Source organism: Paucibacter aquatile, assembly GCF_002885975.1.
GTDB classification, from domain to species: Bacteria; Pseudomonadota; Gammaproteobacteria; order Burkholderiales; family Burkholderiaceae_C; genus Paucibacter_A; species Paucibacter_A aquatilis.
Genome location: NZ_POSP01000003.1, coordinates 861,622 through 884,064, shown reverse-complemented (window position 1 = coordinate 884,064; position 22,443 = coordinate 861,622). Strand labels below are relative to the sequence as shown.

The window sequence follows — 22,443 nt, the reverse complement described above, 5'->3', positions numbered from 1 at the left end:
CATGCAGCGCCTTCGCGGATGGGCACTGGCCGGCTTGGGTCTGATGAGTGGCGCGGCCCTGGCCGCCGATGTGACGGTGTCGGCGGCTGCCAGCCTCAGCAATGCCTTCAAGGAGCTGGGGCCGGCTTTCGAGGCGCAGAACCCGGGTACCAAGCTGCTATTCAACTTTGCCGCTTCGGATGCCTTGCTGGCCCAGATCAGCAAGGGCGCGCCGGTCGATGTGCTGGCCACGGCCGATCAGGAGACCATGGACCGGGCAGAGGCGCAGAAGCTCTTGCTCCCGGGAAGCCGCTTCAATTTCGTCAGCAATGAGCTGGTGCTGGTGACGCCCGCAGAGGGCGGGGCAGCGTTGAGCAGCCTGGCCGATCTGGCCCGGCCCGCCGTCAAGCGCGTGGCGCTGGGCAAGCCTGAGGGCGTGCCGGCAGGGCGTTATGCCAAGGCGGCCTTGGAGTCGGCCAAGCTCTGGGCCGTGGTGGAGCCCAAAGCCATTTACGCCATCCATGTTCGGCAGGCGCTGGACTATGTGGCGCGCGGCGAGGTGGATGCCGGATTTGTCTACGCCAGCGATGCCTTAGCGCAGAAGGACAAGGTCCGGGTGCTGTTCACGGTGCCGACCGAAACGGCCATCCGCTATCCGGTTGCGGCCATTGCCGGCAGCAGCAAGGCCAGCGAGGCGCGCAAATTCATCGACCACCTGCTCTCTCCGGCCGGCCAGGCGGTGCTGGCGCGGCACGGCTTTCGCAAGCCCTGAACGGAGAGGCCGCGCCCCTCAGGCCTGCTGGCGCAGGGCGGTGCGGGCTTGCACGAAGTTGAAGGCGTAGTCGACCGCCTCTTCGATCGCGGCGTCGATCTCGCGGCGCTCGTTTTCGGTCAGGTAGAAGAGGAAATCCACCGCGTGGCGGATGTAGCGAGGCGGCAGGCGGTTCAGGGCCACGCAGGCCACGTCGCAGAGCAGGTCGCTGTCGGCCTCGATGCTGGGGTATTTGTGTGCCAGCGCCATCACGGCGGCCGTCACCTCGCGTTCGTGGTGGTTGTAAAGCGAGCTGAAATCTTGACTCATGGTGCAGGGGTCTCCGCGTTTCGCCGGCAGGGCGGCTTGATCCCTGCAACGATAAACGTTTTTACACGCCGGGCGTGGCAGAAAAAGCCGCGCCCGGCCGCTATTTCGCATCCTTGCCCGTGGCTCAGATCTGCTGGCTGAAGCTCAGCTTCAGATTGCGGCCCGGCGCATAGACCGCCTCCGCCAGATAGGGCTGGTAGCTGCGGTTGAACAGGTTGTCGACACTCAGCTGCATCCGGCTGCCGGCCCAGCGGCCCCGGCCCTGCCATTGGGCGAACAGGCCGTGCACGGCATAGCCCTTGGCCGCAGGCAGGGCGTAGGGCACGATTTCGTCATCCGGCACTTGGGTCTGCGCGCCGACGAACTTGCCCTGCCAGCCCAGCGCCAGGCCGTGCGCTGGCCATTTGGCGCCCAGCACCAGCACCGCCTTGGGCGCGCCGATGTCGATCAACGGCTGGTTCTTGGCCGACCAGGGGTCGCGGATCGAGCCCCGGTGCTCGCCGTCCATCCAGGCCAGCGAGGCTGTCATGAAGTAGCGGCGTTGCTCGTAATGCGCCTCCACTTCCAGGCCCTCGCTGCGGTAGCCGGGCAGGTTGCGGTAGAAGGGCAGCTGCGCGGGCCGCACGCTGCCGGGCTCCACCATGACGCCGAAGCGTTTGTGGATGTTGTCGTGCACCAGATTGCGGAAGGCGGTGAAGGTCGCGGCCAGAGCATCGCCATCGCTGAGCCAGTCGGCCTGCTGGAACTTCAGCCCGCCGCGCAGGGCGGTGACCCGCTCCTTGCGCAGGCCGCGGCTGGTCGCCGGCGCGCTGGCCGCGGCCGACTGGACCTCGAACATCTCGTCGATCACCGGTGCCCGCCAGCTGCGGCCGGCATCGGCGAACCAGCTCGCCGCAGCGCTGGCCCGCCAGCTGGCAGCCAGGTGCTGGGACCAGCCGCTGTGCCAGGCGGCGCTGTAGTCATGGCCGGCCTTGGGATCGTTGTAGCGCGGTGCCAGATTGGGCTGGCCTTCGGTGCGCACCTGCTCGTAGCGCAGGCCGGGCTTCAGGCTGAAACGGCCCCAGCGCATCTCATCCTCCAGCCAGCCGGCGAGGCTGCGTTGCTGGCCGCTGGGCATGTAGTAGGGCTGCAGCCAGCCGTAGTTGTAGCTGGCGTCCTGCGTGCGGGTGTGCAGCAGCATCAGGGTGTCGCGCTGGTGGCGCTGCACTTGCAGGCCGGCGGCCAGCTCATGCCCCAGCGCGCCGGTGGCAAAGCGGGCGGTGTTGCTCAGCTCGAACTGCTGGTCGCGGTAGCTGGCATGGCTTTGCTTGCCCAGGCTGGCGGCGAAATCGCTGCTGATGCTGTCGGGCCGTTGGTCGTCCTGCACGCTGGACGAGCGCGTCAGGCGCAGCTGCAGGTCCAGCAGCGGCTGTGCCGCCGGGGCGTACTGCCACTGCAGCGTCTGGCTGCTGTCGCGCTGATCGCGCCACAGGACCTTGCGCAGCCAGGCCTCGCGCTCGCCGTATTTGGCGATCTCGGCCGCTGTCGGCGCCGGCATCTCGTCGCGCTTGGCTGCAAAGGGTGACCAGGCTTGGCTGCGTCCCTCGATGGCGGACAGGGTCAGCTTGGCTTCGCCGATCGGCAGGCTCAGCTTGGCCAGGACCGAGCGCGCATGGGTGTTGGAGAACTCGTACTCGCTGCCGTCAGCGCGCCGCTGGTTGCCCGAGTCGCGGGCGGTGACGGCGAGCAGAAACTGCCAGGGCAGGGCCGCCTCGTCCTCGGCCCGCGCGAACACGCTGGCCGAGCCCAGGCGCTGGCCGTCATTGCTGTGCCAGGCGAGCTTGGCCAGACCGCCCAGGCGCTGGCCGGGTTGCAGCAGGTCGGCCGCATCCTTGCTCTCGATCTGCACGGTGCCGCCGAAGCCGCCGTTGCCGAAGCGCACCGAATGCGCGCCCTTATCGACGGTGATGCGCTTGATCAGCTCGGGCTCGATGAAGATGGAGCCCTGGCGGTATTTCTCGAAGCCTTTGTTGGCGCCGTCCAGCTGCACCCGGATGTCCTCGACATCGCCGAAGCCCCAGATATTGAGGCTCTGGCCACCGGGGCGGAAGCTGCCGTTCAGGTCGACGCCGGGCAGATTGTCCAGCAGCTGCTGCACCGTCAGCGCCTGCTGGCGCTCGATCTCGGCGCTGCTGATGCTGGTCTTGCCAGGGCTGATGCTGCGCACGCCGTAGACGGTGACCGGCGGCAGCTCCAGTTCGGCAGGGGTGCTGGCAGCGAAGGATTCGGGGATGGCCAGCAGCAAGGGGAGGAGAAGAGACAGCGAGGGGGTGGGGAGCAAGGACTTCACGAAAACTCAAATGAGAATTATTATCATTTGAGTATAAAGCAGTCCAGCAGCTCAGCCCTCAAGCCAAGCGGGCAATCTGCCAACGAACTGGAAGCGCGGCGGGCCCTAATGGCCGGCCGCTTGCGTGCCGCCGTCGCTGCCGAATCAGGCCGCGCCGATGCCGGGCACCAGGCTGCCAGCAGCGGGAACCGGCGCCTGGGCCTGCGCCTGGCGCACCTTGAGCGCGGCGGTGAAGTCCAGCATGCGGTCGATGCAACCCAGGGCCTCGACCCGGATCGCTTCTTCGATGTGAATCTCGCCCAGGCCCTGCTCCAGGCAGTCGACCAGGTTCTGCAAGCCGTTCATGGCCATCCAGGGGCAGTGCGCGCAGCTCTTGCAGGTGGCGCTGTTGCCGGCGGTGGGGGCTTCGATCAGGGTCTTGCCCGGCGCCAGCTGGCGCATGCGGTGCAGGATGCCGTTGTCGGTGGCGACGATGTACTCCTGCGCCGTGCCTTCGACCACGGCCTTGATCAGGGCCGAAGTCGAGCCCACCACATCGGCCTTGTCGACCACACTCTTGGGCGACTCGGGGTGAACCAGCACCATGGCGCCCGGGTGCTGCTCGAGCAGCAGGTCCAGCTCCAGGCCCTTGAACTCGTCGTGGACGATGCAGGCGCCGTTCCACATCAGCATGTCGGCGCCGGTCTGCTCCTGGATGTAGCGGCCCAGGTGGCGATCCGGGGCCCAGAGGATTTTCTGGCCCTTGGCATGCAGATCGGCCACGATCTCGAGCGCGCAGGAGCTGGTCACCATCCAGTCGGCGCGGGCCTTCACGGCGGCGCTGGTGTTGGCATAGACCACGACCTGGCGGTCCGGGTGGGCGTTGCAAAAGGCCGCGAACTCATCGGCCGGGCAGCCCAGATCGAGCGAGCAGGTGGCGTCCAGATCGGGCATGAGCACGCGCTTCTCTGGGCTCAGGATCTTGGCGCTTTCGCCCATGAAGCGAACACCGGCCACCACCAGGGTTTGGGCCGCATGGTCGCGGCCGAAACGGGCCATCTCCAGCGAATCGGAGACGATGCCGCCGGTTTCCAGGGCCAGGTCTTGCAGGTCCCCATCGACGTAGTAATGAGCCACCAGCACGGCGTTGTGCTGGCGCAGCAGCTCGGCGGCGCGGGCCTTGAGTGCCTGTCTTTGGCTGGGGTTCAGGGGCGCGGGCACTTTGGCCCAGGCGTGGGCGGTGCAGCTGTCGCCCTGGGCGTCCTGGCGGGTGTAGTCGAAAAGTACCTGTGTCATGGGCGGAAATGGTAGCGCAGGCCCGATGGACAGCGGCTGCGCAGGGTGAAGGGAAGGGCGCGGTGCGGAGGGGGCTTTGCTCAGGCCTCGGCAAAGAACTTGCTCGGCGGCATGCCCACGGTGCGGGTGACCATGGCGCTGAAGGCGCTGGCGCTGGCATAGCCCAGCTCGGCGGCGATCAGGCTCATGGGCCGCTTGCGGGCGGCCAGGCTCAGGGCTTGCGCCAGCAGCACCTGCTGGCGCCACCGGGCATAGCTGCTGCCCAGCTGTTCGCGGAACAGGCGTGAGACGGTGCGCTCGCTGGCGCCCACCTCGGCCGCCCAGTCGGCCAGGGCGGTGTGGCGTTGCGGCGCTTGCAGAATGGCTTCGCAGAGGCGGCGCAGGCGCGGGTCTTGCGGCAGGTCCACGCCCAGGCGCAAAGGCTTGGCCCGGCCCAGCTCGTCCAGCACCAGGCTGGCGATCCAGTGCTCGCGTTGGGCCTCCTGTGCCGCCAGCTCGGGCGGGCTCTCGCCGCCGCGCGCCAGCTGCAGCACCAGCTCCCGCAAGAGCGGCGTCACCTCCAGCACCCGGGCCTGGGCCCAGGCCTCGGGCCGGCTGGAGGGTGGGGCGGCATGCAGGTAGAGCGTGCGCAGATCGGCGCGCTCGACGGCGGTGACCGCATGCTCGCGCAGCGGTGGGATCCAGACCGCCCGCCCAGGCGGCAGCAAAAAGGTGGCGTCCGGCGTGTTCACCCGCACCACGCCGCTGATGGAAAACACCAGCTGGCCCCAGTCGTGGTGGTGGGCGTGGATGTCCATCCAGCTTTCCATCTGCCGCGCCTTGGCCCGCACCGGGCGCGCGGCGCTGGGGGCGTAGCGTTGCGGGTCCAGCGGCGGCAGGCTGGTGCGGCCTGCGGCTCGCAAAGCAGGGGTGGATGGTCTCATGGCGGAAATTCAATACTCTTTGGCGAACTATCGTAACCCGGCCGGGGAGGGGCCGCCTACATTGAGGGCATGAATTCCTCTTCTGCAGTCCTGACCCCTTCAAGTTCAGCCGCCGGCCTGGCCCCCGAGCAGGCCGCGGCCGAGCAAAAGCGCCGTGACATTGCCACCATCAGCCTGATCGGCTTGGCCCATGGCACCTCGCATTTCTTCCACATGCTGTTGCCGCCGCTGTTCCCGGTCTTCATCCGCGACTTCGGCCTGAGCTACTCGCAGCTGGGCCTCTTGGTCACCACCTTTTTTGTGATCTCGGGCATCGGCCAGGCCCTGGCCGGCTTTGTGGTGGACCGTCGCGGCGCCCGCCCCATCCTGTTCGCCGCGCTGGCCTGCTTTGTGGCGGCCTCGGCCGCGGCCGGCCTGGCCCAGGGTTTTGGCGGGCTGCTGCTGGCGGCGGCGCTGGCGGGGCTGGGCAATTCGCCTTTTCATCCGGTGGACTTCACCATCCTCAACAAGCGGGTCTCGCCGGCGCGCCTGGGCCATGCGTTTTCGGTGCACGGCATCTCGGGCAATATCGGTTGGGGCCTGGCGCCGCTGTTCGCGCTGGCCCTGAGCAGCTGGAGCGGCAACTGGCGCTACGCCTATCTGGGCACGGCCCTGCTGGGCCTGGCGGTGATCGCCGTGCTGGCCTGGAAGCGCGAGGCCATTGACGACGCCCACGGCAGCTGGGCGCATGAAAAAGCCGGCGCAGCCGCCCCGGCGCCCGAGCATCCGCTGGCCTTTTTGCGCCTGCCCTCGGTCTGGCTGTGCTTCTCCTTCTTCCTCTTCACCACCGCCTCCTTGAGCGCCATCCAGAGCTTTGCCAGCCCAGCCTTGTCCGCGCTCTACGGCCTGCCGCTGGCGGCCACGGCCTTCGTGGTGACGGGCTATATGTTCTGCGGCGCCGTCGGCATGGTGATCGGCGGCTTCTGGGTGGCCAAGGGCAGCTCGCTGGAACGCAATATCGCCATCGCCCTGAGCATCGCTGCGGCCCTGCTGATCCTGGCTGCCAGCGGCTGGGTGGTGCCGGCCCTGGCCGGCTTCATCGTTGCGCTGGCCGGCTTCGGCACCGGCCTGGCCGGCCCCTCGCGCGACATGCTGATCAAGCGCGCCGCGCCGCCGGGCGCCACGGGCCGGGTCTACGGCACGGTGTACTCGGGCCTGGACATCGGTTTTGCCGCGGCCGCGCCGGTCTTCGGTGCCCTGCTCGACGGCGGCCACCCGGGCGCGGTGTTTGTGGGCGCCGCCCTGGCCTTGTTGTCGGCCCTGTCGGCGGCCAGCCTGGTGCGGCGCGGGCGCGGGTCTTGATCTGACACAAAAAGGCTGGACGGCTTGCCGCTGCAATGGCGGGTAAGCCCAGAGGCGAGGGGGCCTGGGCCGCGTTTACAGTGGGGCGCATGAGCTCCAGCCCCAGCCTCTCTTCTTCCGCCGCTGCGCCCGGAACTACCGCGCCCCGTCTGGCCGGCCATGCCTTGGTCGAAGCCCTGATCGCACAGGGTGTGGACACCGTCTTCGGTGTGCCAAGGGATACGCCAAATACACAGTAGGCAAGTGCTGCTAGTCCGGAGGGGATGACGAATGGCGACCTTGGGCAACTCCTATCCTGGTATTGGTCGTTGCATCTATTGCGGACGAAACGATGGCCCGCTGACCAGAGAACACATCATTCCGTACGCTCTCGGTGGAAACTTGGTGATCCAGCAGGCAAGTTGCGAAGCCTGCAGTACGGTTACTTCGGCCGTGGAGCGCCAATGCGCGAGGGGCTTTTTTTCAGACCTGCGTGCTCACCTGAATCTGTCGAGTCGGAAAAAGAAGGAGCGACCTACCGAGCTGCCATACATCGCGGTGACGCCGAAGGGCGAGCAGAGGTTCCTAGTGCCGATCGTCAATCACCCTTATCGATTCAAGACGCTGATGCTCGAGGAAGCGACCCTTCTGCAAGGCAGGGCACCGAGTCAAGAGACTCATGCTCGCGTGGTGACGATCAACTTCCAGCAAGACTACAAGCGCCGTCTGGCCATTCAACAACATTCGCAGCACGTTGAAGAGGTGGTGTTTGATTACCTGGCCTTGGCCGGGATGGTCGCCAAGATTGGCCACGCTGCAGCGGTTGCCATCGCAGGTGCCGATGCGTTCGAGCCGGCGTTGATAGGGGTCATCCTTGGAACGGAGGCCTATGCGCACTACGTGGGAAGCGCGGAGGAGACCTTAGGCAAACAGTCGCCGCCGGAGCAACTTCACCGTCTGCGAGTCTTTACGATTTCGATTGGTGGGGTTTGGTATGTGGTTTGCGATGTGCAGCTGTTCTCTTTCTTAGGCGCACCTGCCTATCGTGTCGTTGCCGGGCGGCAATTGAAGTCGTTGCCGCACTTGGCGTCGTACGTTCCTCCAGAGGGCGCTGCGTCGTTCGACGCCAGCCATCAGTAGACAATGCCTCTTGAAGCTAGCCTTCAGTCAGTGCGGGTGTCCGCCCGATTCACGCCGCAGAACTACTTGCGTGCACGGGTAAACCATCATTCAAGGGTAGGCCGAGACGCCAACTAAAGTCCCAAGATGACAAGAAAATCTCATACCTCACGTCTTGCTGGCCACGCACTCGTCGAAGCGTTGATTGCGCAGGGCGTAACCTGTGTCTTCGGTGTGCCAGGCGAGTCCTACCTGGCCGTGCTCGACGGCTTCCATGAGCACCGCGAGCACGGCATCCGCTTCATCGCCTGCCGCCAGGAGGGCGGCGCCGCTTTCATGGCCGAGGCGCAGGGCAAGCTGAGCGGCCGCCCCGGCATCTGCTTTGTCACCCGCGGCCCCGGTGCGACGAACGCCAGCATCGGCCTGCACACCGCCTTCCAGGACAGCACGCCGATGATTCTCTTCATCGGCCAGGTCGCCAGCGACCAGCGCGACCGCGAGGCCTTCCAGGAGCTGGACTACCGCCAGATGTTCGGCCCCGGCACCCTCGGTTTTGCCAAGTGGGTGGGCGAGGTGCAAGACGCCGACCGCCTGCCCGAGTATGTGGCCCGCGCCTTCCACACCGCCTTGCAGGGCCGCCCCGGCCCGGTGGTGCTGGTGCTGCCCGAGGACATGCTGACCCAGATGACGGCCGCGCCGGTGCTGCCGCGCGTGCAGGCGGCGCAGAGCTACCCCAGCCCCGCCGCCCTGGCCGAGCTGCGCGATCGCCTGCTGGCCGCGCAACGCCCGCTGGTGATTGCCGGCGGCGGCGGCTGGACGGCCGAGAGCTGCGCCGCACTGCAGGCGTTCGCGGAGGGCTGGCAGCTGCCGGTCGGCTGCGCCTTCCGCTTCCAGGATTTGTTTGACAACGCGCATCCGCTCTATGCCGGCGATGTCGGCATCGCCATCAACCCCAAGCTGGCTCAGCGCATCCGTGAGGCCGATCTGGTCATCGCCCTGGGCCCGCGCCTGGGCGAGATGACCACCGGCGGCTACACCTTGCTGCAGGCGCCGCGCCCGGCCCAGACCTTGGTGCACCTCCATGCCGGCGCCGAAGAGCTGGGCCGCGTCTATGCGGCGGATCAGATGATCAACGCCAGCATGAGCTGCGCCGCCCAGGCCCTGGCCTCGCTGCAGGCGCCCGAGTCGGTGGCCTGGGGTGCCTGGGCCCGGCAGGCGAACGCCGATTACCAAGGCAATCTGCTGCCGCAGGCCGTCAGCCCGCTGGACATGGCCGAGGTCGTCAAGACCCTGGGCCGGCGCCTGCCCGAGGGCACGGTCTTCACCAATGGCGCGGGCAATTACAGCGGCTGGCTGCACCGCTTCCACCGCTACACCGGTTTGCAGCGTTATGGCCGCAGCCAGCTGGCGCCGACCAGCGGCGCCATGGGTTATGGCTTGCCGGCAGCGGTGGCAGCGGCTTTGCTTCAACAGTCGCCACGCCCCCAAGCCGATGCAGGGCATCGGCTGCCCCCCGAGGGGGAGCCTCGGGCTTGGGACGGCCCGGCGCCCGAGGACCGCTGGGTCGTCAACATCGCCGGTGATGGCGACTTTCTGATGAACGGCCAGGAGCTGGCCACGGCCACGGGCTATGGCGCCCGCCGGCTGATCTGCGTGGTGGTCGACAACGGCACTTACGGCACCATCCGCATGCACCAGGAGCGCGAGTACCCGGGCCGGGTCTCGGGCAGCGATCTTTACAACCCCGATTTCGCCGCCCTGGCCCTGGCCTATGGCTGGCGTTCGGCGCGGGTGGAGCGCACCGAGGACTTCGAGCCCGCCCTGCAGGCCGCGATGGCGGCGCCCGAGCAGCCGACCCTGATCCATCTGCGCCTGTCCAGCGATGTCTCCACCAGCCGCAGCAGCTTGAGTGCCATTCGCATCGCCGCCGAGCAGCGCCTGGCCGCCTCGAAATCTTGAGCACGCCGATGTGGCTGACGCTGGAGCCCGGTGGCCGGCGTCAGGTGCACAGCGCGGCCGAGCTGGCGCAGGCGCTGGACAGTTGGAGCGCCCGCGAACCCGGCAGTTTTGTCGTGCTGGAAGCGCCCGCGGGACGCTGCCTGCAGGCGGCCGGCTGCACCGCGACGGGCTTTCAGCTGGAGCTGCTGGATGATGAGGCTGAGGATGCCGAGCAGCGCCTGCTGCGCACCGAGCGAGATGACCTCAGCCGGGCCGAGCTGCTGCGGCGTTTGCAGGGCTTCTGGGCCTGTGGCGGCGAGGGCCGGGATGCCAAGGCGCCCTGGCGCCGCGGTCGCCGCTGGCTGCCCGATGGCCATGCGCGTGGCGGGCGCCGCGAGGACGAGGCGCTGACCTGGTGGTGCGCCTTGCGCGCGCTCTTGATCCTCATGATCGTTCCCGGCTTGCTGATCCTGGTGGGTTGCTGGGAGTTGCGCGAGAACGAGCGCTTTCGCAGCCAGGCCCAGGCCTTGGACATGCGGGTGCTGGCGCGCGAAGAGCATGGCAGCGGGCGCAAGGCCTATGTGCAGCTGCGCTTGCGGCCTCGCGATGCCGAAGGCCTGGAGCAGGGCGGGGAGCAGGAGCGGGTTTACACCGTCGCGCGAGGTCGCTTCCCGTCTTGGAGCCAGCCGGGCGATGTGATTCGACTCTGGCAACTGCAGGATGGCAGTGGCCGCCTGCTGGATTCCGAGCCCCATTCCTACCTGGTTTTTCTGATGGGCGTCCTCTTCGGCCTGGGTGTCCTGCACATCTGGCTGCGCGGCATCTATCGCGACTGGCGCAGGCGCGGGCAGCGGCCGCGCTGGAGCGGATTGCCACCGAGTCATGCGGCGGCGAGGGACTGAGGAGGACCGCGGCGCCGGCGAGCGTTAGCGGGCTGGCGAGTCGGAGGGCCGCTCAATGTCTTGCCGCAAGGCTTCGATCTGAAGGCCCAGGTTCTCACAAGGGGCCGTATCGCTGCTGCTCAGGGCGCCCCGCGGGATCTGCGCGTAGGCCTGGCTCAGCGCTTCCAAGCCCGGCTTGAGCAGGCGCGCCTGGCTGACTTGCTCGATCTGCTGATGCAGGTCCAGATAGGCCTGACGCGCGGCCTGCACGGCCTGCTGCGCATCAGGCTCGGGATGCTGGCGGGCCAGGCACTGGAAGGCGTTCAGCAGGTTCGGGTGGCTTTGCGCGTGGGTCTGGCGCAGCGTCTGCATGGCCTCTGCATCGCGGGCGCTGGCCTGAGCCGCTGCATTGCAGGCCTGGATGCGGGTGAGCACATGCTCTTGAAGCTGGGTCTGCACGCTCTTCTGGCGATTGAGGCCGTGCCTGAGCAAGACCAGCTCGCGCGGCCAGGCGCTCAGCGCGCGCTGTTCGGCTTGCGTGAAAGCGATGACGGGTGCGGGTACTGCCGCCTGGCCTGGCCGGGGTGGGCTCATGGTTTGTCGCAGTTCGGCCAGTTGCAGCTGCAGCGCCCTCTGGCCCAAGGTCGTGCCAAGAAAGCGGTCCAGGCCGCGCAATTCCTCGGGCTTGTAGGCCTGCGATGCCAGCTCGCCGGCGAAAGCCCGGAAGTTGTCCGGGTCCAGGGCTTTGAGGCAGATCGCAGCCTCCGCACCGGTGCCGGGTCGGGCGTGGAGGGCTCGCACCTCGGCCACGGCCTGGGTGACGGTCCAGAGCTGCAGGGCAATGGCCGTTTCGCTGCGTTCGCCGGCTAAGGCGGACGATGGAGCCAACAGGCTCAGGGCCAGGCTCAGGCCGAGCAGCAGGCCGGACCTGGGGGCCTGCAGCCCGTGAGCATGGGTGACATCCGTGGCGAAGGGGATGCCGGCCAAGGCCTGGCGAAAGTGTCGAATCATGGTTCAGCGGCGAAACTGCCGTGGGCTGGATCTTTGGATCTGAAGGCCCGGGCCTCTGAACTGCAGGCCGAGCGCCGGAAGGGTGGGCGTGGCGGAGTTTAGAGGGTGAGCGGCTGGGCCCGACAGGCAGCGCATGCCACTCTGGGACAATGCCGCCATGCAACACATCGATTTCGAATTGCGCGGCGAGTTCATCGAGCTGGACAAGCTGCTGAAGGCCAACGGTCTGGTGGAGAGCGGCGGGCGTGCCCGGGCCGTCATCAGCGAGGGCCATGTGCAGGTGGACGGGCGCGAGGAATTGCGCAAGACCGCCAAGATCCGCGCCGGCCAGGTGGTGCAGTACCAGGATGCGCGCATCAAGGTCTTGCCGCCGGCCTGAGTTTGTTCTTGGCCCTGTGGCGAACCGACTCGGAGGAGGTGTCCCGATATGGAATTCTCGACCTGCGATTTTTGCGACCGCTTCAAGTCCGACGAGTCTGGCCGCCTGCGTGTGCTGCCGGGCGTGTACCGCAGCTATGGGGCCCTGGGCCGCTTTGCCGGGCCTGTTCGCACGGTGAAGTGTTTCGAGGACAACAGCCGGGTCAAGGAAGCGGTGGAAAGCCCGGGCCAGGGCCAGGTGCTGGTGGTGGACGGCGCGGGCTCGCTGCGCCGCGCTTTGTTGGGTGGCAATCTGGCAGCGGCCGCCGCCGCCAATGGCTGGGCCGGCCTGCTGATTCATGGCTGCGTGCGCGATCTGGCCGAGCTGGCGGCCACGCCGCTGGGCATTCTGGCGCTCGGCCATGTGCCCATGCCCACCGACCGCAAAGCTCAGGGTCAGAGCGATCTGGTCCTGCATCTGCATGGCCTGCCGGTGCGGCCCGGTGAGTGGTTGTATGCCGATTCCGACGGGGTGGTGATCAGCGAGCAGGCCCTGCACGCCGCTTGATAGCGGCTCAGGAGTCGGCTTGGGTGTCGGCTTGGGTGTCGATCAGGCCCGAGCTGCTGAAATAACGGCCGCCGCCGAGGTGGTGCAGGCAGCGCCGGCTCGCATCGCTCGGCTCGACCCAGTGGCCGTCCGTGAATGCCCAGTTCTCGGCCCAGGCGGCCACCACCTCGGCCAGGAACAGGTCATAACGCTGCTCCTGCGCGGGATCGGGGATGCGCCGGCATTCCAGCCAGGCAAGGCAGCCCTCGATCAGCGGCGCCGCCACCTGAGAACCCGGCTGGGTTCGCAGGCCGAAGCGTTCGAACTTGTCGACATCGCGGCCGCTGCAGTGGCCCACGCCGGTGACCATGGCCGCCTGCGCCACGCAGGGTACGGCGATCACGAACTCACCGCTGGCCTCGATCAGGCCGCGGGTGAAGGTGTTCTTGTCGATCACCACGGCGATCTTGGGCGGCTCGAAATCCAGCGGCATGTTCCAGGCCGCGGCCATCACATCCTGCTGCGCGCCGTGGCGGCTGCTGACCAGCACGGTGGGGCCGGTGTTGAGCAGGCGGCTGGCGTGGCGGAGTTCAACGGTGTGGCGCATGGCGAGGGCTCGGGAGCGAGGGCAATGAGAAGGGCTCGATTCAGGCCGGTCGCGGGCCGGGCTTGCGTCGCGCCCAGTGGATGGCCAGATTGGACAGCACGAAGACCAGCAGCAGATCGCCCCAGAGCGTGTACCAAAGCCAGGCGTCTTTGGACATCAGGCTGGCCACGGCCGCATTGACGCCGGCCAGGGCCAGGCCCATGGCGCACATGCCGGCCGAGAGCCGGCGCGCGTCGATGTCGCTGTAGACCAGATACGTCATCACTCGCTTGCCCAGCCAGCGGCCGCCAGCCAGCGCGTCAACGCCGAAGGCGCAGGCCACCAGGCCGCCGATCACGCTGGCCTTGAGTTGCACCAGGAACTCCGACTCGAAGTACCAGGAGAAGCCGGCCGACAGCAGCATCACCACCACGCCGAACAAGGCCATGCCACCGAGCAGATCGACCCGCCGCGCGGGCGGCGCGAAGCGGTTGATGGCCCATTGCAGCGGCAGCAAGGCCAGGCCCGCCGCGGCCGTTACCAGGGCGGCCGTGCGCAGATCACCGAGCTTGCCCATCACGAAGAAAAGCAGGCCGAGCGCAATGTCCACAGCGATCGCGGGCGCCTGGCCCTTGAGGCGAGAGAAATCGGGTGCGCCCGGCGCCGAGGCCTCCCGCTGGCGCTTGGCCATCATGGCTTGCACCCGGGCCAGGTAGGCGAAGGGGTCGGGGTGGGAGCGGTAGAGCACCTGGCCTTGGCGCGACACCTTGACGCCGTAGCTGAGCACCGTGCGCGGGCCCAGCTCGAAGACCAAGGGGCCTTGTGCCGTGTCCAGTTGCAGCCGATGCAGGCGATAGGGTTCGCGGCCGAAGTCCTGCCGGTCTTCCAGCGTTTTTCCCTCGTGGGTGAGCAGCAGGCGCGAGCCGCGCAAGCCGGCCTCGAAGCGCAGCGCGTAGCGCTGGCCGTCGAGGTCGACCGGGTAGTGGTAGGTCCAGATTTTCAAGATGGGGCAGCGATGTCGGGGGTCAGCGCAAGACCTCGAGCAGGCGATCCAGCCCGCCCGCGTTGATGGCCACCATGGCCTGCTCGCGCACCCGCGGCTTGGCATGAAACGCAACCGACAGGCCGGCCGCGCCCATCATGGGCAGGTCGTTGGCGCCGTCGCCCACGGCGATGCACTGGGCGGGCAGGGCGCCGATCTCGGCCGCGCATTGCTCCAGCATGCGGCGCTTTTCTTCGCCGTCGCAGATCTCGCCCCAGGGCTGCATCACGAGCGCGCCGGTCAGTTGGCCGTCCACGATCTCCAGCTCATTGCTGCGCACCCAGTCCATGCCCAGCTCGGCGGCGACATGCCGCGTAAAGAAGGTGAAGCCACCCGAGACCAGCAGCAGCTTCAAGCCCGCAGCCTTGAGCGCCGCGCACAGCTCGCGCGCGCCGGGGTTGAACTGCAGGCGTTCACGCAGCACCTGCTCCAGCGCGCTCACCGGCACGCCTTGCAAGAGCGCCAGGCGGCGGCGCAGGCTGTCCTTGAAATCCGTGATCTCGCCGCGCATGGCGGCTTCGGTGATGGCGGCCACTTCCTCTTTCTTGCCCGCGGCGGCGGCGATCTCGTCGATGCACTCGATATTGATCAGGGTCGAGTCCATGTCGAAGGCGGCGAGGCGGAAGTGCGATAGAGGCGGGAGCGCACTGCCGTTGTGCTGGACGAGACCGCCAATTTCTGATGAGTTCACGAAATCAAAACCTTGGTCAATGGTGTGTTGGACGATTTGGGGTTCGTTGACATGGCCGGTGCTTGCTAGCCTATCGATAGCTGTTAATCCACTCGTCGTACGTCGGAACAATTGAAGCGATGCTGTCAAAGGACTCTCCGCGTACAGCCCGAAAGGTTTGTTCCACGGACTTGGGCGCATTGAACGCGACAGGTAAGCCAACTGAGGCGAGCATTTCCAAGTCATTTGCGCCGCGCCCAACAACGATGGTTTGTAAAGGGCTGCAGCCCACTACTTCCATGCATGCTCTTAGCATGCGGACTTTTACTCCCCCATCGCAAACTTGACCCCAAGGTTGGGGTGCAAGTTCACCGGTCAGTCGACCATCAACTACGCGGAGCTCATTCGCGCGAACGAAGTCGACCTTCAGGTCCGCTGCCAAGTCACGGGCAAACATTCCGAAGCCACTGGTAATGATGGCAGTCTTCAAGCCTGCAGACCGATACCGCTCAAACGTTTCTCGCACGCCTGGCCGAATTTGCATACGCTCCCGAGCGACTTCCAGCACTGCAGACATCGGCAACCCCGCTAGCAAGGTAACACGATTGAGCAGGTTGCTTTTAAATAAGCTGGGGTCGCCAGCCAGGCCCTCTTCGGTCATGGCTTCAGCGACTGATCGATGCCCTGAAAACTCCGCCAGCTCAATCAACATATCGTTGACGAGCAATGTGGAGTCCATGGCAAAAGCAGCCAACTTGTAGTCACCGAAAAACTGATTCATCGTTAGTCGCTTCGAACGGGTTGACCCAAAAGGCGCAGCACTTCGCGGATGGCTTGCGCGCGGTCCTTGGGGTCGCTCAGCGCCTTGTCGATGCGCAGCTTGTCGTTGCCGACCAGCTTGATGCTCTTGTTCTTCTGCACCAGTTCGATCACGCGCATGGCGTCGATCGGCGGGTTGGGGCGGAAGTTGATGTTCATCACCGAGGGGGCCGCGTCGATCTTGAGCACGCCGTAGGGCTTGGCCAGCACGCGCAGGCGGTGGGTGTCGAACAGGGTCTGGCCTTGCGCGGGCAGCTTGCCGAAGCGGTCGGTCACCTCTTCCAGCAGCTTGTCGATCTGCTCGCTCTTCTCGGCCGTGGCCAGGCGCTTGTAGAGCGAGAGGCGCTGGTGCACATCGCCGCAGTAGGCATCGGGCAGCAGAGCCGGGGCGTGCAGATTGATCTCGGTGGTGGCGCCCAGGGGCGAGAGCAGATCGGGCTCCTTGCCGGCCTTGAGCGAGCGCACCGCTTCGGCCAGCATCTCGTTGTAGAGCTGGAACCCGATCTCCATCATATTGCCGCTCTGGTGCTCGCCCAGCATCTCGCCGGCGCCGCGGATCTCCAGGTCGTGCATGGCCAGGTAGAAGCCCGAGCCCAGCTCTTCCATGCCCTGGATGGCGTCCAGGCGCTGGGCGGCCTGCTTGGTCAGGCCTTCCAGATCGGGCACCATCAGATAGGCATAGGCTTGGTGGTGCGAGCGGCCGACGCGGCCGCGCAGCTGGTGCAGCTGGGCCAGGCCGAACTTGTCGGCGCGGCTGATGATGATGGTGTTGGCGCTGGGCACATCGATGCCGGTCTCGATGATGGTCGAGCACAGCAGCACATTGTGTTTGCCGCCCACGAACTCGCGCATCACCCGCTCCAGCTCGCGCTCGGGCATCTGGCCGTGGGCGATGATGATGCGGGCCTCGGGCACCAGCTCTTCAAGCTTCTGACGCCGGTTCTCGATGGTCTCGACCTCGTTGTGCAGGAAGTAGACCTGGCCGCCGCGCTTCAACTCGCGCAGCATGGCCTCGCGGATGGTGCCACTGGTTTCGCTGCGCACAAAGGTCTTGATCGCCAGGCGGCGCTGCGGCGCGGTGGCAATGACGCTCAAATCGCGCAGGCCTTCCAGCGCCATGCCCAGGGTCCGCGGGATCGGCGTGGCGGTCAGCGTCAGCACATCGACCTCGGCCCGCATGGCCTTCATCGCCTCCTTGTGGCGCACGCCGAAGCGGTGTTCCTCGTCGATCACCAGCAGGCCCAGACGCGCGAACTTGCATTCGCTGGACAGCAGCTTGTGGGTGCCGACCACGATGTCGATGGTGCCGTCGGCCAGGCCCTCGAGCGCGGCCTTGATCTCCTTGCTGGAGCGGAAGCGGCTCATCTCCGCCACCTTGACCGGCCAGCGACCGAAGCGGTCGGCAATGTTCTGGTAATGCTGCTCGGCCAGCAAGGTGGTGGGTGCGAGGATGGCGACCTGCTTGCCGCCCATGACGGCGACGAAGGCCGCGCGCAGCGCCACCTCGGTCTTGCCAAAGCCCACATCGCCGCAGACCAGGCGGTCCATGGGCTTGGGGCTGATCATGTCCTGGATCACCGCATGGATGGCGGCGCGCTGGTCAGGCGTTTCTTCGAAGCCGAAGCTGGCGGCGAAGGCCTCGTAGTCATGGCCCGAGTAGCGGAAGGCATGGCCCTCGCGGGCGGCGCGGCGGGCGTAGAGGTTGAGCAGCTCGGCAGCGGTGTCGCGCACCTGCTCGGCGGCCTTGCGCTTGGCTTTTTCCCACTGGCCCGAGCCCAGGCGGTGCAGCGGCGCTTCGTCCGCTGAGACGCCGGTGTAGCGGCTGATCAGGTGCAGCTGGGCCACCGGCACGTAGAGCGTGGCCTTGTCGGCGTACTCCAGATGCAGGAACTCGCTGGCGCCGTCGCCGATGTCGATATTGATCAGGCCCTGGTAGCGGCCGATGCCGTGGTTGTTGTGCACCACCGGGTCGCCGACCTTGAGCTCGGACAGGTCCTTGATCAGGGCGTTGACGTCCGAGACCTGCTCCTGCTTGCGCCGGCGCCGTGTGGTCGGCGTGGTGGCGAACAGCTCCGTCTCGGTGAAGATCTGAATCTGATGACCGCCCTCGGGGTCGTTCCAGAAAAAGCCGGCCGCGAGCGGCGCCGCCGTGATGGCGAACTTCTCCGGGCTGGTCTCGAAATCAGCCAGGCTGCTGACCGAGGGGGGATCTATTCTGTTGTCGCGCAGCAGCTCCAGCAGGCTCTCGCGCCGGCCTTCGCTTTCGGCCAGCAGCAGCACGCGGTGCGGCGTGCTCAGCAGATGGGCGGCCAGGCGGGCCAGGGGCTCTTGCGCGCCGCGCTCGACGGACACATCGGGCAGGGGGCGGGCATAGTCCACCGCCTCCTTGCCACGCACGGCCAGCACCGGGTGCGCGTGGGTCAGGCTGAAGAACTCCTCGCTCTTGAAGTAGATCTCCTCGGGCGGCAGGATGGGCCGCTCCGGGTCGTGCTGCAGAAAGCGGTGGCGCTCGCGGGTGTCGGTCCAGAAGCGGCCCAGGGCCTCGTCGATCTCGCCGTGCAGGGCCAGCGCGCAATGCTCGCCCAGGAACTCGAAGATGCTGGCGGTCTGCTCGAAGAACAGGGGCAGGTAGTACTCGATGCCGCCGGTGGCGATGCCCTGGCCCATGTCCTTGTAGATGCGCGAGCGGCTCGGGTCGCCCTCCATCTTTTCGCGCCAGCGCGAGCGGAAAGTCTGGCGCGCGGCTTCGTCCATGGGGAACTCGCGGCCCGGCAGCAGGCGCACCGCCGGCACCGGGTAGAGGCTGCGCTGGCTGTCGGGGTCGAAAGTGCGGATGGAATCGACCTCGTCACCGAACAGGTCGACCCGGTAGGGCACCAGCGAGCCCATGGGGAAGAGGTCGATCAGTCCCCCGCGCACCGCGTACTCGCCCGGCGACACGACTTGCGCCACATGGTTGTAGCCGGCCAGGGTCAGCTGGGATTTGAGGCTGGCCTCGTCCAGGCGCTGCTTCTGCGCAAAGTTGAAGGTGGTGGCGGCCAGGAAGCTGGGCGGGGCCAGGCGGGTCAGGGCTGTGGTGGCCGGCAGCAGCACCACGTCCAGCTCCCTCTCGGCCGCCGGCATGCCGCGGCTTTGCAGCAGCTGCCAGAGCGTGGCCAGGCGCTCGGAGATCAGGTCCTGGTGGGGCGAGAAGGTGTCGTAGGGTAGGGTTTCCCAATCGGGGAAGACGCCCACGCGCAGCTCGGGCGCGAAGAATTTGAGCTCATCCTCCAGGCGCTGGGTGTCGCCCGGCTCGGCGGTGATGATGGCCGTCAGCCGGCCAGCGCCCAGCTGTTGCTGCGCAAAGCGTGCCAGCAGCAGCGCATCGGCCGAGCCCGTGGGTCGGGGCAGGCTGAACTTTTTTCCGGGCTGGATCAGGGGGAACTGCAGGGACGAGGGCATGGCGGGCGCACAAATGGAAACAGCCCCGAAGCGGGGCTGCGCGGATTGTAGGGAAGCGGGGCCGGCTGCGCTGCTCAGAGCCCGATGTCAGACGGTGCCGGGCCTTGATTCAGGGCGAACTCGAGTCCCGTCGGTGTGCACATGTCGCCCGGATGGGCGCGGGGTTGGGCCTGGGCTGCCCGGCGCGTTGCGCATGCGCTCCTGTCGCGCAGACCGCGGCAATGCTTGCTCGTGACGCGGCTTCGTTGAGGGGGATCGATCGGCGCGTGACGGTTGCGGTGCGCAGCGCGGTTTGTGGATATGAGCGCATCGGGGCCTTGCAGCGGCGGCTTTGCGGCGACGAGCTGCAGGTCGCCGTGTTGCACTTAAATGGTAAAAATGATAAATATGCACTTGCCGCATGGTGGGCCAGGTCTGAGACTTTCCTCCCATGTGTTTGCTGGCTCTTGAGGTGATCCAATGGTGAATAACAAGGCACGGTTTGGAATTGCCGCTCGGCTCTATGCCCTGGCTGTGTTTTTGTGCCTGTCGCTCGGGGGGGTGGCCTTGGTCGCCTACTTCAAGTTGGCTCGTGTGGATCAGACGGCCGAGATCACGCAGAGCATGCGGGTCCCCCAGCTGACCCGAATAGCTGCTGTGGAACTCAACATCACCCGTGTTTCGTTGCAGCTGCGCCATGCCATGCTGGCGCGCAGCCCGGCCGAAATGCAGGGGGCCCTCGATGACATCAGCGCCAAGCGCCAGGAGATCGACAAGCTGCTCAGGGCCTATGAGGGCGATCTGTCTACCTCGGGTGGTAGTGCGGGGTTTGACAAGCTCGCAGAGCCACTTTCCCGTTTCTGGCTTGCAGGGATGGCCAATCTCGATCTCATCAAAGCAGGCCAGAAGGACGAAGCCTTTGCCTTTTTGGTGGATCGAACCATTCCTGCCCGCAACGAGGTCCTTGCCCTTCTGGCCGATACAGTCTTGCAGCAGCAGAGCGCACTTCACCATGACATCGAGGGCATGCAGGATGAAACGCGGATCACCTGGCGGTTGGTGGTCGGGCTGGCGACCTTGTCTTTGGTGATCTTGCTGGTGTTTTCGATCCATGTGGCTCGCTTGCTCAAACGGCGTGTTCAACAGGCCCAGCAGTTGACCGAGCGCGTGCGTGATGGCGATTTGGCACACCCCGAGCTTGACCGCGAGCTGGATGAGTTTTCGCCCTTGTTGGCTGCACTCGATGAGATGCGCCTGGCCTTGACACAATTGGTTGGCGGCGTGCGCGGCAATGCCGAGCGGGTCTCGGGGGCCAGCAGCGAGATCGCGCAGGGCAATCTGGACCTGTCTTCTCGCACCGAGGAGCAGGCCTCCGCATTGCAGCAGACGGCGGCGACCATGGATGTGCTCAGCCACACCGTGCGCCACAACGCCGACAGTGCGCAGCAGGCCAAGCAGCTGTCCATCAACGCCTCCATGGTGGCCGAACAAGGCGGCGATGTCGTCGGCCAGGTGGTCAGCACCATGAAGGACATCAACGAGTCCTCGCGCAAGATCTCGGACATCATCGCCGTCATTGACGGCATCGCCTTCCAGACCAATATCCTGGCTCTGAACGCGGCCGTGGAAGCTGCGCGGGCCGGCGAACAAGGCCGCGGATTTGCCGTGGTGGCCAGCGAGGTGCGCGCTCTGGCGCAACGCAGCGCCGGTGCGGCCAAGGAGATCAAGACCCTGATCAGCGCCAGTGTCGAGCAGGTCGAGCAGGGCAGCGATCTGGTCGATCAGGCCGGTCAAACCATGGGCGAGATCGTCAGCGCCATCAAGCGCGTGGCCGACATCGTCGGCGAGATCAGCGCCGCCAGCCAGGAGCAAAGCCGCGGTGTGGCCCAGGTCAACGAGGCCATCACCCAGATGGACAAGACCACTCAGCAGAACGCAGCCTTGGTCGAACAGTCGGCCGCTGCAGCCGAGAGCCTGGAAGGTCAGGCCAATGAGCTGGTCCAGGCCATGGCGGTGTTCAAGCTGCAGACCTGAGGCCTGAGGACTGAGGCTTGGGGCCGGGCCGGCGCTTGCGGCTCAGTGCGCCCCGGCGCTGCGCCGCTGCACGCGGATCACCGCGTCGCTGGCGCTGCCATCGCTGGCCAGCGCCCGGGCGCGCAACTGGCCGCAGCCGCCGTCCACATCCTGGCCGGCCGAATCGCGCAGCTTGGTCAGCACACCGCGCTGGTGCAGGGCGCGGGCGATGCCCTCGGCCTTGTCCCAGCTGGGCCGGGTGAAGGGCAGCTCGGGCACGCTGTTGTAGGGAATCATGTTCAGGATGGCGTACTTGCCCTTGAGCAGCCGCACGATGCCGTCCAGCTCCTCGGCCGTGTCATTGATGCCGTCCAGCAAGGTCCACTGGTACTGGATGGGATAGCCGGTCTTGCGCGCGTAGTCTTCGCCCAGCGCGACCAGCTCCTCCGGTGTCAGCTGCGGCGCGCGCGGCAGCAGGCGTTCGCGCAAGTCAGCGCGGCTGGTGTGCAGGGACAAGGCCAGAGCCGGCTTGACCGGGCCCAGGGGCAGGCGCTCGAACACGCGCGGGTCGCCCACGGTCGAGAACACCAGGTTCTTGTGGCCGATATTGCCTTCCAGGCCCAGCAATTCGATCGCCTCCAGCACATGCTCCAGGTTGTGGGCCGGTTCGCCCATGCCCATGAACACGACCTTCTTGACCGGCCGCAGGCTGCGTGCCAGGGCCACTTGCGCAATGATTTCGGCGCTGGTGACTTGGCGGATCAGGCCCTCGCGCCCGGTCATGCAGAACTGGCAGCCGACCGCACAGCCGACCTGGCTGGACACGCACAAGCCCTCGCGTGGCAGCAGCACGCTTTCCACTGTCATGCCGTCGCGCAGGGCCAGCAGCAGGCGGGCCGAGCCGTCCTCGCCAGGGTGGTTGGAAACGAGCCGGGTCAGGCCCTGCAACTCGGCATCCAGTGCCTCCAGGCCTTCGCGCAGGGCCAGGGGCAGAAAGTTCTCGGGCTTGCGTCGGCTGCGCTCGTGCGGGCGTGCCCGCACCCAGTCGCGCAGGAGGCGGAGTTCGTGGGGCGGCTTGGCGCCCAGGGCGCGCAAGCGCTGGCGGATGTCTTCGATGCGCATGGGGCGGCGAT

The 22,443-nt window shown here is 66.8% G+C and carries 19 protein-coding genes; 8 read left to right on the top strand and 11 right to left on the bottom strand.

All coding sequences use genetic code 11. The features are described 5' to 3' along the window. Position 1: 1 nt before the first annotated feature. A complete protein-coding gene (modA, locus tag C1O66_RS07115; protein WP_102769515.1) occupies positions 2-751 on the top strand; it encodes a molybdate ABC transporter substrate-binding protein in 750 nt (249 codons plus the stop codon). A gap of 18 nt (positions 752-769) precedes the next feature. Here the strand turns inward: modA and C1O66_RS07110 are convergent, their stop codons facing one another. The 4 genes from C1O66_RS07110 to C1O66_RS07095 all read right to left on the bottom strand — a co-directional run bounded on the left by C1O66_RS07110 (position 770) and on the right by C1O66_RS07095 (position 5,587). Further along, positions 770-1,060, bottom strand: a complete 291-nt coding sequence (locus C1O66_RS07110) for a late competence development ComFB family protein (protein ID WP_102767242.1) — start codon at positions 1,058-1,060, stop codon at positions 770-772. Positions 1,061-1,184: 124 nt separating this feature from the next. Further along, entirely contained in the window at positions 1,185-3,389 is a 2,205-nt protein-coding gene (locus C1O66_RS07105) for a TonB-dependent receptor domain-containing protein (RefSeq protein WP_102767241.1), read from the bottom strand. 144 nt (positions 3,390-3,533) lie between these two features. After that, positions 3,534-4,664, bottom strand: a complete 1,131-nt coding sequence (gene nadA / locus C1O66_RS07100) for a quinolinate synthase NadA (protein WP_102767240.1) — start codon at positions 4,662-4,664, stop codon at positions 3,534-3,536. Between the two features lie 80 nt (positions 4,665-4,744). Continuing rightward, complete coding sequence (locus tag C1O66_RS07095; RefSeq protein ID WP_102767239.1) at positions 4,745-5,587, bottom strand: AraC family transcriptional regulator; 843 nt, start codon at positions 5,585-5,587, stop codon at positions 4,745-4,747. A 69-nt stretch (positions 5,588-5,656) separates the two neighbouring features. On the opposite strand from C1O66_RS07095, the gene C1O66_RS07090 reads away from it, so the two are divergent. From C1O66_RS07090 to C1O66_RS07075, 4 genes are all read left to right on the top strand, one after another. Beyond that, entirely contained in the window at positions 5,657-6,928 is a 1,272-nt protein-coding gene (locus tag C1O66_RS07090) for an MFS transporter (RefSeq protein ID WP_102767238.1), read from the top strand. A gap of 270 nt (positions 6,929-7,198) precedes the next feature. Then, the gene (locus tag C1O66_RS07085; RefSeq protein WP_102767237.1) at positions 7,199-8,047 is read left to right on the top strand and encodes an HNH endonuclease; all 849 of its coding nucleotides are present in this window, start codon (positions 7,199-7,201) and stop codon (positions 8,045-8,047) included. A 126-nt stretch (positions 8,048-8,173) separates the two neighbouring features. After that, positions 8,174-9,985 carry a thiamine pyrophosphate-binding protein gene (locus C1O66_RS07080; RefSeq protein ID WP_102767236.1) on the top strand — a complete coding sequence of 604 codons (1,812 nt, stop codon included), beginning with the start codon at positions 8,174-8,176 and terminating at the stop codon, positions 9,983-9,985. Further along, positions 9,982-10,866: a hypothetical protein gene (locus C1O66_RS07075; protein ID WP_133155122.1), complete on the top strand. Its 885-nt coding sequence runs from the start codon at positions 9,982-9,984 to the stop codon at positions 10,864-10,866. The genes C1O66_RS07080 and C1O66_RS07075 overlap by 4 nt, the downstream gene beginning before the upstream one ends. A 24-nt stretch (positions 10,867-10,890) precedes the next feature. Here C1O66_RS07075 and C1O66_RS07070 read toward each other — a convergent pair whose 3' ends face one another. Then, positions 10,891-11,856 (bottom strand): hypothetical protein, encoded by a 966-nt coding sequence (locus C1O66_RS07070; protein ID WP_102767234.1) that lies wholly within the window; start codon positions 11,854-11,856, stop codon positions 10,891-10,893. A 157-nt stretch (positions 11,857-12,013) separates the two neighbouring features. Here C1O66_RS07070 and C1O66_RS07065 point away from each other — a divergent pair, with 157 nt between their 5' ends. Both C1O66_RS07065 and rraA read left to right on the top strand, forming a co-directional pair. After that, positions 12,014-12,235 (top strand): RNA-binding S4 domain-containing protein, encoded by a 222-nt coding sequence (locus tag C1O66_RS07065; protein ID WP_102769514.1) that lies wholly within the window; start codon positions 12,014-12,016, stop codon positions 12,233-12,235. A gap of 48 nt (positions 12,236-12,283) precedes the next feature. Then, a complete protein-coding gene (gene rraA / locus C1O66_RS07060) occupies positions 12,284-12,781 on the top strand; it encodes a ribonuclease E activity regulator RraA (RefSeq protein WP_102767233.1) in 498 nt (165 codons plus the stop codon). 7 nt (positions 12,782-12,788) lie between these two features. On the opposite strand, the gene C1O66_RS07055 is transcribed toward rraA, so the two are convergent. The 5 genes from C1O66_RS07055 to mfd all read right to left on the bottom strand — a co-directional run bounded on the left by C1O66_RS07055 (position 12,789) and on the right by mfd (position 19,318). Then, positions 12,789-13,367 (bottom strand): flavin reductase family protein, encoded by a 579-nt coding sequence (locus tag C1O66_RS07055; protein ID WP_102767232.1) that lies wholly within the window; start codon positions 13,365-13,367, stop codon positions 12,789-12,791. Between the two features lie 40 nt (positions 13,368-13,407). Then, the gene (locus tag C1O66_RS07050; RefSeq protein WP_165794513.1) at positions 13,408-14,349 is read right to left on the bottom strand and encodes a septation protein IspZ; all 942 of its coding nucleotides are present in this window, start codon (positions 14,347-14,349) and stop codon (positions 13,408-13,410) included. A 22-nt stretch (positions 14,350-14,371) separates the two neighbouring features. Next, on the bottom strand, positions 14,372-15,079 hold the full coding sequence (gene serB, locus C1O66_RS07045; protein ID WP_394341021.1) for a phosphoserine phosphatase SerB: 708 nt from the start codon (positions 15,077-15,079) through the stop codon (positions 14,372-14,374). A 70-nt stretch (positions 15,080-15,149) separates the two neighbouring features. Continuing rightward, positions 15,150-15,839: an HAD family hydrolase gene (locus C1O66_RS07040; RefSeq protein WP_102767229.1), complete on the bottom strand. Its 690-nt coding sequence runs from the start codon at positions 15,837-15,839 to the stop codon at positions 15,150-15,152. Between the two features lie 2 nt (positions 15,840-15,841). Continuing rightward, positions 15,842-19,318, bottom strand: coding sequence for a transcription-repair coupling factor (gene mfd / locus C1O66_RS07035; RefSeq protein ID WP_243392730.1), 3,477 nt, complete (start codon positions 19,316-19,318; stop codon positions 15,842-15,844). 459 nt (positions 19,319-19,777) lie between these two features. Between mfd and C1O66_RS24575 the strand changes: the two genes are divergently transcribed. Beyond that, positions 19,778-21,331 (top strand): methyl-accepting chemotaxis protein, encoded by a 1,554-nt coding sequence (locus C1O66_RS24575; RefSeq protein WP_102767228.1) that lies wholly within the window; start codon positions 19,778-19,780, stop codon positions 21,329-21,331. A gap of 42 nt (positions 21,332-21,373) precedes the next feature. Here C1O66_RS24575 and C1O66_RS07025 read toward each other — a convergent pair whose 3' ends face one another. Further along, on the bottom strand, positions 21,374-22,432 hold the full coding sequence (locus C1O66_RS07025; RefSeq protein WP_102767227.1) for an RNA methyltransferase: 1,059 nt from the start codon (positions 22,430-22,432) through the stop codon (positions 21,374-21,376). Between the last annotated feature and the right edge of the window lie 11 nt (positions 22,433-22,443).